Origin of the sequence: Arenibacter sp. P308M17 (assembly GCF_003426735.1) — a bacterium.
Lineage (GTDB): Bacteria > Bacteroidota > Bacteroidia > Flavobacteriales > Flavobacteriaceae > Arenibacter.
The window spans coordinates 995,090-1,006,628 of record NZ_QVON01000001.1 but is presented as its reverse complement, the minus strand read 5'-3'; the positions used below and the strand labels follow the sequence as shown (position 1 = coordinate 1,006,628).

The window sequence follows — 11,539 nt, the reverse complement described above, 5'->3', positions numbered from 1 at the left end:
AGGACAAACACAAAAAAGAAGGCTTTCCCCATAGGGAGGAACCGGATCCGTCAACAAGATATTCAGCCCTGGCCTATCGGCGGGCCGAATACTTAGTTATTGGCATTAGTACTTTTTCAATCCACAAAGGTTTCTTTTATCACAGCTTTGCATTTTTCAATTTCCGGTTTGGTCAGATTTTCAAAAACTCGGATTATTCGGGTTTTGTCAACTGTTCGGATTTGGTCGATCGCGATCATTCCCTTTTTTCCGTTGTGCTTTACGGAAACTCTTGTCGGATATTTTTTCAGGTTCGTTGTCATTGGAGCAAGGACGATCGTGTTCAGGTATTTATTCATTTCATTTGGCGAAACGATAGCACAAGGTCTTGTCTTTTTTATTTCGCTCCCTATTGTCGGGTCAAGGTTCACAAGAACGATCGAATATTGTTTTAATTCCATTCCTCAAGGTTTTCGTCATCGAACACATCGTTCATCAGCAACTTGTCATCTCCGTTTTCACTCATTTTTTTAAATTCCTTTTCCCAATTTTTTCTTGGTGAATCGATCGGTTTGAGGATTATTTGTCCTTTTTCAAGAATAAGTTCAACCTTGTCCTTAATGTTATATTTTTCCAAAATGGTCTTGCTCAAACGAAGTCCTTTTGAATTTCCGATTTTGATTATTGAAGTTTCCATAACTTTATAAATGTTATTACAAAGTAAATACATTTTGTTGGAATATCAAAATTCGATCAGTATTAATGCCAACGGTCTCGGCTATGCGTAGTGCGGGTTTTCAAGGCACTTCACTTTCCGTTTAACAGTTGGTTTATTTAATGTAATTACTTTCATATCAACACTTTTACCCGCATTACGTATAGCCAATGTTGTAGCCTGTGGTTTTTCATTCATTGTTTATTTTTTCAGCTCTTTCAATCGCTTGGTTAATGCTGTCGAGAATATTATTTTTTCCAATGAGTGAATAAAATTCAGATTTAAATAATTCTTCTTTTACCTGTCTATTTGCACCTGAAATGAGGATAGTTGTCCCTGAAGATTTCAATTTTTGATGAAATTCCTTTAACCTATTGACAGCAGTTGCATCAATAAACGGAACATTTCTCATTCTTAGAATAAGTACTTTGGGTTCTTGCTTTAAGTCTGTCAAAAATTCTTGAAATTTCTGGGATGCTCCAAAAAACAACGGACCGTTTATTTCATATAGCATGGTATTCTTTGGAATGTAGGGCAGTTCTTCTTCAAATAATTTTTCCCTATTAGATTCTGCTACTCCGAAAAGATTTTCTGCATTATTTATGGTTGTTGCTTCGCTCATACGTTTCATAAAAATGAAACTTGATAAAATCAACCCTATTTCAATCGCCAAAATCAAATCGAAAAATACGGTAAGAAAAAAGGTTGTCAATAGAACGATGATATCCATTCGATTGCTTTTCAACAAATCTTTAAAATGTCGCCATTCGCTCATGTGGTAAGCAACTACGACTAATATTCCTGCCAAACAAGAGAGCGGAATAAGTTTGGCTATAGGTGCGAAAAGTAGCATAATGAGCAGCAGGAAAATGGCATGGACAATACCTGCAATTGGAGTTCTTCCGCCATTTTTTACATTGGTGGCTGTTCGAGCAATAGCTCCCGTTGCTGGAATACCTCCAAAAAGTCCTGAAAAAATATTTCCAACACCTTGTGCAACAAGTTCCATATTTGAGCGATGCTTTCCGCCAATCATACCATCTGCAACAACAGCCGAGAGTAGCGATTCAATAGCTCCCAATAAGGCAATCGCAATGGCAGGTTCAATGAGCTGTTGAATTATCTTAAAGTTTATGTTTGGTATTTGTGGCATGGCTATCTTGTTAGGAATTTCACCAAATTTGCTTTCGATGGTTTCCACAGGTAATTCAAAGAAGTAAACAAGTAACGTAGCAAGTAAAATGGCCACTAAAGAACCTGGTATCTTAGTCGTAATACGATAAAAATTAAGTGCAATAAAAACAGTTCCTATTGCTATAGTAAAGGCCATCCAATTGATGCTGTTAAGATGTTGGAAGTAAACGAGCCACTTCTCAACAAAGTCAGCAGGAATGTTGTCGATTTCCATCCCTAAAAAATCTTTAATCTGTGTTGAAAAGATGACGACTGCTATTCCGCTTGTGAAACCTACAATCAAAGGGTATGGAATAAATTTCAGGTAATTGCCAAGTTTCAGAATTCCTAGACCAATAATCAGGAATCCTGCCATAAAAGTGGCTATGGTTAATCCGCTAACTCCATGCTCTTGTACAATGCCAAATACAATGATGATGAATGCTCCCGTAGGGCCACCTATTTGCACTCGGCTACCACTAAGTACTGAAATGACAAGTCCTGCTATAATAGCGGTAATCAATCCTTTTTCTGGAGACACACCCGATGCAATGGCAAAGGCAATTGCTAAAGGTAAAGCCACAATACCGACAATAATTCCCGATAAAACGTCTTTGGTAAGTTGTTTTCTGCTAATTCCTTCCTTAATCAGAGTTATAACCTTGGGTGTAAATTCTTTGTTTTTCAATTGTATGATTTCGATTTCTCCTGTTCCAAGGTCGGTTGTTAATTAATTCATTGATGTCTGTCGTTTTTTTACCATTTGCTACAAGGTGCGGATGTAGTAACTTGTAATTTTATTCCGTTTATAAGTCTAATGTAACAAATATATTTTGTCGAATTAATTTGGCAGAATTTGTACGATACCTATTTTACAGCGTCTGGAGGGAATGATTATGTTGGTCTCGGTTTCGCGCTAACCCTACTTTGGGGATAAATCCTTTTTATTTCCTACCAATTTAGGGATTTTTGGTTAATAGATGCAAAGGCACGTGCAGTTTCAATTTAGGTATTTATTCATAACAAACTCATACCACTCCTTACAAAATTGTTCATCGGTCACATCAAATGTCATTTTTAAGTCCCCATAATTCTCAATTAGGGCGATAAATTTTTCTTGCCCGTATTTAAATAAAATGTATTCGACGATTGTAAAACCACAATCATATATTTTACCACCTTTTAAGCGGTCGTTTAGCTCTAAGATACTTGGGTATTGTCCATTTTTTAGGTAGGGTAATGTTTTGGGATCTACGAATTGTTGCGCCTCATATACGCTAATTCCTTCCCAAAGCCATGTTGGAAAAGTTGAAAATTTCTTATCGAATTCTGCTGAATTTAAGGGTTGTGGTTCATGTTCCAAAAGGAATTTTAATGTTACAGTATGGGCAAATTCATGAACAGCCACTTTTTCACTATCGGTTTCTTCCCATACTTGTTCTACAAAGTGCAGTTTGGAAATACCTTCAATGTTACCCGAACCACCCCAATTATTAGTCGTCTTGATGTATCTCCATCTTTGGGCATAGATGTTTGTTTCTATATTCTCTGCCGGAGACGTTTTTAAATCATTTCCAATCCTAAGATAATTGCTTTCTAAAGCATTGGATAGTTCATGAATCTTAGCCGTGTCTATACTACTACTAAATAGGAATGTAAAATGTTTAGTATTAAATGTCTTTCTGTTTTCAGGAATATTGACTAGGACAATACCTACCAAGAATACAATGGCTACTATTAAAAATAGATATTTCAGTTTCTTCATTTGTCAAATTGTAATAATATGATCAGAAAATTACCGTTTACACCATAGGATTAAACCATGTAAGCCAAGAGTGCAGTTTTATTTATACCGCCGCTGAACTATGCGGTGTCAAGTTTGCGCTATCCTTGCTATTTTTGTTTGATCCTTTTTATTTATCCTAATTTAGGGATTTTTGATTAATAAATGCAAAGTGCATAAACAGGAGAGGCATTTGGCCAGGCAAGTTAAATGGATGGCACGGGCGTGACGCCCGCGCCAACGGGAATTTTTTTCTTGTTTTAGGTAAAAAGTGGTACAGTTTAAAAAGGAATGGATAGCACCAATAACGGCGATATATTATAAATTGGCAGGCCACTTGGCAAGGGGGAATTGGGGCCCGATTATAGAAGTTATGGGCTTTATGTTCGGTTACCGCAGGTTTTAAATACAGATATTGCAGAGCATTTACACTACCGGTCTTTATAAGTAATGGGAACAGTTCTTCCCGGACCTAAATAATGACCTAATCTTAACCCCTATAAATATAAAAAATTGACTGTATGTTCTTAAAATAGCATGTGGGCAGTAATCATTGGTGGTAACATAATAAACGGTGTTCCTATAATTATTTGCAACAAAGTAGAGGATGTTTTATTCTATATCCGACCTATTTTTGCGGGTTTTGACCTTCACTCCATTGCCCGATATTAAATCAACTCTTTGCAATGCATGCTGTGGGAAACCCTAATTGTGGGAAACCCTAATTTGAGATGTTCCAGTTTATATGGTATGGTCTTTTGGAGATTATTAGGATAACATTTGCCAGTGGCCTATGCCTTATTTCAAATCAACATAATAAAGCTATTTAAAAACTAAAGCAAATATTTCTTTGTGACTAATGATTTGGACTCTATATTTGCCGTTATTTTAAATAAATCCAAATAAGAATAGAATGAAATTAATTGCTTGGGCCACTGCCCTACTCCTCTCACTCAATGCATTTTCACAAGCCAGTATTAAAGGTAAAATTACCGATGACACCAATCAACCGCTCACCGGTGCAACGGTATATATTGCAGAATTGAAAAAAGGGACCATGACCGACCTAGATGGACATTATGAGCTTCGGGACATTGAGGCGGGTTCTTGGACGATTACCCTTAGAATGCTGGGATATCAATCGAAAACCGAACAAATTACCTTGGGACCGGACGCCACCCTGGCCTATGATGCGGTATTAACAGAGGATTTGAGCAGTTTGGACGAAGTGGTCGTTTCTGCCAGCAGGCATTCCGAATATCTATCCGAAATCCCTGCTTCCGTTACTGTTGTAGGTCTGGCCAAATTGGAGGAATTTACACAATCTACCTCCAACATCAGTGAAATATTGGAATTCACCGTTCCGGGACTCGCAGTTTCCACCGGCACCTTTTCCAATTGGGGGCAGACCCTAAGAGGGCGTTCACTCTTGGTCATGGTCGACGGTATTCCTCAATCCACTCCATTAAGAAATGGGCAATTGGGAGTGAAATCGGTCAATCCCAATGACATTAGCCGTGTTGAGGTAATCAAAGGCGCCACCTCCATCTTTGGTAACGGGGGCAATGGCGGTTTTATCAATTATATTACCAAGAATCCAGCTTCCAATAAAAAAATTGAGGGCACTACCAATATCTGGGGCTCAGCCAATTTGGCCAAAACAGATGACGCCTTAGGCTGGGGCATACATCAGTCCCTTAAGGGCAACTTGAATAGACTCAGTTATTACATCAGTGGCAGTTTGGAACAGACCGGCAATAAATACGATGCAGATGGAGTTCCCATTCTCCCTACATATGGATTTGATAACACCGACATCTACAGTACATTTGGAAAATTGGAATATTTACTATCGGATCAACAAAAACTGACCCTTAGTGGCAATATCTACCATTCCGCTCAAGATAGCCCCTTCATTCCGGTGGCGGCGGAGGTGGAAGTCTTTAATGGGAATGGGGATTATTCGCTTGTTCCCGGTTATGGCATAAAGGGGACCATTGTTGGTGAAGAACCTACTGGGACGACCTTGGTCAACGGACAATTAAAATATAGTCTCAACAATATATTCCAGGGTACGACCAATTTTGAGACGGACCTTTATTATCAAAACACTGAGAACGTATTTTTCTATTCCGACAAATTCGAAAATGGCGGCCAATCCGTAATAAATGCCAAAAAATATGGTATCAGACCTAACTTCAATACAAGTTTTGGCTCTTATGGCACAACAAATATAACTTTGACCTATGGGATAGACCTTTTAAAGGACAAAACCAATCAAGGGCTTTTGGATGGAAGGTTATGGGTTCCGAATATCGATTTGATAAGTTGGGCACCCTACGCGCAATCTACCATAAAACTTGACAACCAATGGGTTCTTAAAGCTGGATTGCGATATGACGATATGAATATGGATATCGTAGATTACAATACACTTCCCTATTCAGCTAAAAGCGATGGCAATTTCAGTCCATCCGTAGCCGTGGAAGGAGGCAAACTTAAGTTCAACAATCTGGCCTTCAACTTAGGAGTCCGGTATATACAGCATCAGGAATTTACTCCATACATAAGCTATTCCCAAGGATTTTCGATTGCCGACCTAGGCTCTATATTGAGGTCTGCCGTAGCCGAAAACATAAATGACATCCAGCTGGAACCCGCGGTTACCAATAACTATGAATTCGGCTTTATATCCAAGTTCAATAACTTTCAACTAGAGGCCGTTGGATATTACAGTACCTCCAATTTGGGTACAGGTGTTGTATTTGTGGACGAGATCAATTCCTTCGTCCCCTCAAAACAACCACAGCGAATTTATGGTGGCGAAGTATCCTTGGATTATTTTAGCTGGGACAAGAAATGGCAAATAGGAACTTCATTTTCTTATGTTGAAGGGCTAACCCATAGTGTGGGTGATGAAAATAACTTAACCTATTTGGGAGGTGATGTTATAGCGGCTCCAAAATGGACCACATATATTAACTGGCATCCAACGGAAAAATTAAACACATCGCTTAGAATGACCAATCTGAGTGATAGAAACCGATTCGATCCCTTTATCGATGCCAACGATACTTGGGCCTATAGACATACACAGTTCCCTGTGAGTGGTTATACTTTACTGAATATTTCTATGGCCTATCAATTAAAATCGAACCTATCCCTTTCATTAGGCGTCAACAATATATTGAACGAATACTATCTACCTGCCAGATCTCAGTGGGCCGCACCTTTAAAAACCTTTACAGGGGTAGGAGAAGGAGCCAATGCAAAACTGGGGCTTAGGTTCAATTTTTAAAACATAGGCCCCATGTTCGACTATCATCAGATATAGGGCCTATTTTAAACAAAAGCTTCTTTGGTTACTTTTAACAGGTTTATCAGGAATTTACATCTTTGGCTGGGTCTAACATGTGGCCTGATCGCTTCGATCTCCGGATTGACAGGTTCGCTATATATCTGGCAACCTGAAATAACCAGTATATTCAATCCTGAGCTATTGACCATCGGGCAAAATACTCCTTTCGATGAAAATATGCTCTATAGGACCGCATATGAACTGGTAGAAGAGCACCGGGACAGTCTGACCAAAATAAACCTACCCTATCGGGAGCAACAAACTATTTCCCTGGTATTTAAAAATGGGGCGACCCATTATTACCATCCTATTTCTGGCCACTTTTTGGGTGAAAAATCGGCTACCATCAAATTTTTCGAAAATTTATTGAACTTTCACCGCACCTTGGGGATTCCGAAAATTGGAAAATACATTACCGGAACTAGCACTCTTTTATTTTTCCTGTTATTATTAAGTTCTGGCGTCTATTTGTGGTGGAAAACATATAGCAGCAATCTTATCAAAGGCTTCAAAATTAAATGGTCTGCCAAGAAAAGGAAATTGAATTACGACATTCACAAAGTACTGGGTGCAAGTTTTTTCATCCCTCTCATGGTCATTGCGTTTAGCGGCGCTTATTTCACCTATAATACATACTACAAATCAGTACTGGGCATATTCGATAATTCCGAAAAAGCCAAGTCGGACCAACTTCGACTAACTGTTGGTGGCACCAAGACCTATCAAGATTACCTGCGCAACCCTGACAAAAACTACGACCTTCGTACAATAGTCTTTCCTAATAATGAACGGGAGGGATACCATTTTCGATATATTCAAAATAGGTTTCTTATGTCCGGGCTAAGAAAAACCAAGGAACTGAAAATTGATCAAAAAGGATCTATTACTAGTCTGACGGATTTTCAAACAGATCCCAACAGCAACCGCATTGCAGCACAATTCTATCCCGTTCATATAGGGGAACTTGGAGGGTTATGGGGAAGGGTCATGGTTTTCTTTTCAGGTCTAATTCCAATAACCCTGTATATTACAGGTCTAAGTCTGTTCGTACTGAAAAAGAAAAAGTAATCTGTAATTTTTATTTGGTGTAATTTTCAACATATTAAGTCCGCCGATGCCAAAACCTTTGCCTATACTTATATTCGTTGAAAATAATTGAACAATCAAAACCCACCTGTAGAATGGAATAGAGTTCACACAGCAATCTATGAACAGACGGATAATTATGAAAAGTATAGTATCATGGCAATCTTAGGAATGCTCAAATGATCATTTTGGATCAACTTATCCTAATTTTAGTATTTTTAATGGTGACTTAAATAGTATATCATTTTATACTTTTGGTAAAATATAAGTCTGAATTTAATCTCAAATTTGATAGGACAAAAAATAAGCAAGCTTTAAGGTCAGATCAAAAATTAAACCTCATTATCAATTATAACATTTCATTACTTATATATTTGATCAACCCGTAAAATTGAATAAATATGGCACTTAGTAATTTCTTCAAAATCAATCTACCCTATGGCATTAAGAAAGACAATAACGGTCATTGGGCGGCTTTTAATAGAGAGTATAAGCCCTTGGGCGAGAATGACACCTTTAAGTCTTTTTCTGATGGTGATTTTGTTTACACCAATTATGGCAAGCTTTCCGATAAACTGTTGATGCAACTGGCAGACGGACCTACCTCCGTTCACATGGATGAAAACAATATTATTACTAAGGTATTTTTTTATGATGACGCAACGAATCCATCGAACCATTCAGAATACGATTCGAAACTTTGGGACAATTATTTTGAAAAACTCAGGATTTTATCAAATCAAAAGGCCAAATAACGGAAAATGTTGGTCATTATGTCATAAATTGCACAGCTTAATTGAATAAGAGTTGAGTAGCATATTTAAATTTAGGATTGAGCTGGAGGGTAGTCATCCTACCATATCACGTGAATTTTTGGTTCCATCGGATTTCACCTTTTACAAGTTTCATCATACCGTTCAAATTGTTATGGGATGGGAGAATTATCACCTGTATGAATTTAGCATTGACAGCTATCGTATAGGCCAACAATTTGAGGAGGATGGCTTTAACGGACCTAATGAGATCATCGATTCGAAGACGATAAAAATAGGCGATGTCCTAAAATCCAAAGGCCAGAAATTGGACTACCTCTATGATTTTGGGGATTATTGGCAACATACCTTGACCTTGGAAAGAATCATAGAGGATCTGACAATTCCATTTCCAGTTTGTTGTTCGGGAAATTTAAACTGTCCCCCAGAGGATGTTGGTGGCCTACCCGGTTTTTATGATTTTCTTAAAATCATGAACAAACCTAAGCATCCAGAGTACAAGGAGTTGATTAAATGGGTAAAAAGTAAGCTGGTCGCTGTTGACAGCCAATATGATTCTGAGAAATTCTATAGTGATAAGGTAAATTCTACACTGGTCAATTTAGATATGTACATCAAGGATTGGGAGAATGGGAGTAACCAATAATAAATTTACAAACTAAGCTTATGTTAGAAGATGGTTTTAGTTCGCATAAATATAGCGACATACTGGATCACTTAAAAGAAAATGGATTTCTAAGCATTGAGGATGTTAATAAGCTGCTTAAAGAATATACTACCACCAAAAAAATCACTTTTGACTGTATAACCAAGGAAAAGTCCCTAATAGTTTCGGAAGCTTTGATAGATAATTATCATAGAACCAAGTCTAATTAAAGGTTGCAATAACAACCAGGTTGTTGTCACAACAGCATTAAAAATTAACCACATCTTCCAATGCCCTATCCGTTTCTTTACTTATAAAATTGGATTGATATTGCATGGTAGTAGTAATGGATGTATGTCTATATAGTTTTTGTAACATTTGCACTGGTATTCTGTCCCCGGCAATATGACCAAAACTATGCCTCGCGATATGCATTGTCAACTTTTTATCCAATCCGGCCTTATTGGCTATCTCCTTTAAATGTTTGTTGAACTTGCTAGTAGCCGTATTTGTTTTAGCATACACATCCCTATCATTCTTAATATCGGATATCTTAAGTTCAGGAAAAATAAAATCATTTGGATTTAGCTTATGGCCCTCATAATATTCCAAAATAGGCTTAAGTTTATGAGGTAATTTCAATGACACCAATTTGGAGTTCTTATTCATTCTATAGTGAATCCGTCCATCATACAGATCACTCCAGCGTATTTTTAATACGTCCCCTACTCTAATACCTGCCAAGTAAAAGCTGAATAACCACACATTTCTAGTATGCTCCTCCATCTTTGTAAGGTTTTCCAGGCTTTCAATTCTTTGTATCTCCTTAATTGTCAATCCGACTTTTTCCGTTTCTGGAAATCTTATTTGGATCTTTCCTTTTCCAAAAGGATAACTTTTTTGTTCGACCACACCCATTCTAATAGCTCTATTATATAGAGTTCTAATTACAACAAGATTATTTACAATTGACCTTTCTGACAAATTTTTGTTATTTCTTAGGTACGTTTGGAACCTTATCAAAAAGCCTTCGTCAATTTCTTGGAACATTAACTGCCTGGATTTATAAAACTTTATCACATGATTGACCCTGACCTTGTCAGCATAAAATCGCGTTAACTTATTATTACTTTCCAATTCATTTAGATATTCATCAGAAACACTTGAGAAACTTTTATCAATGTTAGAAGCTGTAAGTTCCTTCTTAACCCGATTCGCGGAAATATCATTGTTTTCAAATTGTAATTCCATCAATGACTTATTGACTTCAGCTAATTTTGTACTCAACAAAGTATTTAGCAATTCAGAATTGGGATGTGATTTACGTACTATGTTTCTGCGCCCATCCCAATGTTTTTGGTCTATATAATGACCTATGAAAATATAACTGGAACTTCTATTTTTTGTAATTCTAATTGCAAGTGGAAAAAGCCCTTCTTTATTAGCCTTTTTCCTAAGTACTATTTTGGTTTTTGAAGACATAACTCACTTATTTTCAATACTAATATAACAATTTTTCAGGTACAACATAGGTACAACATTTTATGATATTAGCTAACATTATTTGATATCATAAAAAATTAAATTACTTATAATCAATTGATTATCAGTTGTATTGTCTCTTTTTGGGATTAAATGGCGTGGACTTAAAATCCAATGGACATTAGTCCGTGCGGGTTCAAGTCCCGCCTCGAGTACAGATAATTGAAAAAGCCCTGACCCATAGGTCGGGGTTTTTTGTATTTGGTGCTGAGCCAAATTTATTTGTGCGAAAGTGGGCGAATACAAAAAATGGCATAATATACCAGCTTTTTCAATTTCAACATGTTTGGGCGGGACTCGCTGTTAGGCACTTCCCGCCTCGAGTACTTTTAAAATCGGCATTAAACTTTTATTCAGTTTTTGCGGATTTTTTATTTACGATTTAGCCCGAATTTAACCCCACAATCTTAAAAATACTACCTTTTGCCCGACAAAAAAGAGGGCCGTAAAAGCCCCCTTGATTTGTTCAAAAATTCATGGTTAT

General features: G+C 37.3%; 10 protein-coding genes. 5 read left to right on the top strand and 5 right to left on the bottom strand.

Annotated elements, in window-relative coordinates; all coding sequences use genetic code 11:
- Positions 1-116: 116 nt before the first annotated feature.
- The 4 genes from D0S24_RS04050 to D0S24_RS04035 form a co-directional block, all read right to left on the bottom strand.
- On the bottom strand, positions 117-440 hold the full coding sequence (locus D0S24_RS04050) for a type II toxin-antitoxin system PemK/MazF family toxin (RefSeq protein ID WP_117018530.1): 324 nt from the start codon (positions 438-440) through the stop codon (positions 117-119).
- Positions 431-676 carry an AbrB/MazE/SpoVT family DNA-binding domain-containing protein gene (locus D0S24_RS04045; protein ID WP_117018603.1) on the bottom strand — a complete coding sequence of 82 codons (246 nt, stop codon included), beginning with the start codon at positions 674-676 and terminating at the stop codon, positions 431-433. Before D0S24_RS04045 ends, D0S24_RS04050 begins: the two co-directional genes overlap by 10 nt.
- A gap of 208 nt (positions 677-884) precedes the next feature.
- Positions 885-2,555: a SulP family inorganic anion transporter gene (locus D0S24_RS04040; RefSeq protein WP_117018529.1), complete on the bottom strand. Its 1,671-nt coding sequence runs from the start codon at positions 2,553-2,555 to the stop codon at positions 885-887.
- A 312-nt stretch (positions 2,556-2,867) separates the two neighbouring features.
- Positions 2,868-3,632 (bottom strand): hypothetical protein, encoded by a 765-nt coding sequence (locus D0S24_RS04035; RefSeq protein ID WP_117018528.1) that lies wholly within the window; start codon positions 3,630-3,632, stop codon positions 2,868-2,870.
- A gap of 931 nt (positions 3,633-4,563) precedes the next feature.
- Between D0S24_RS04035 and D0S24_RS04030 the strand changes: the two genes are divergently transcribed.
- The 5 genes from D0S24_RS04030 to D0S24_RS04010 all read left to right on the top strand — a co-directional run bounded on the left by D0S24_RS04030 (position 4,564) and on the right by D0S24_RS04010 (position 9,743).
- Entirely contained in the window at positions 4,564-6,948 is a 2,385-nt protein-coding gene (locus tag D0S24_RS04030) for a TonB-dependent receptor (protein WP_117018527.1), read from the top strand.
- Positions 6,949-7,008: 60 nt separating this feature from the next.
- Positions 7,009-8,076: a PepSY domain-containing protein gene (locus D0S24_RS04025; RefSeq protein WP_117018526.1), complete on the top strand. Its 1,068-nt coding sequence runs from the start codon at positions 7,009-7,011 to the stop codon at positions 8,074-8,076.
- A 419-nt stretch (positions 8,077-8,495) separates the two neighbouring features.
- Positions 8,496-8,849, top strand: a complete 354-nt coding sequence (locus D0S24_RS04020) for a hypothetical protein (RefSeq protein ID WP_117018525.1) — start codon at positions 8,496-8,498, stop codon at positions 8,847-8,849.
- A gap of 52 nt (positions 8,850-8,901) precedes the next feature.
- Positions 8,902-9,513 carry a plasmid pRiA4b ORF-3 family protein gene (locus D0S24_RS04015; protein WP_117018524.1) on the top strand — a complete coding sequence of 204 codons (612 nt, stop codon included), beginning with the start codon at positions 8,902-8,904 and terminating at the stop codon, positions 9,511-9,513.
- A 20-nt stretch (positions 9,514-9,533) separates the two neighbouring features.
- The gene (locus D0S24_RS04010) at positions 9,534-9,743 is read left to right on the top strand and encodes a hypothetical protein (protein ID WP_117018523.1); all 210 of its coding nucleotides are present in this window, start codon (positions 9,534-9,536) and stop codon (positions 9,741-9,743) included.
- Positions 9,744-9,780: 37 nt separating this feature from the next.
- Here D0S24_RS04010 and D0S24_RS04005 read toward each other — a convergent pair whose 3' ends face one another.
- Entirely contained in the window at positions 9,781-10,995 is a 1,215-nt protein-coding gene (locus D0S24_RS04005) for a site-specific integrase (protein WP_117018522.1), read from the bottom strand.
- Positions 10,996-11,539: the final 544 nt, after the last annotated feature.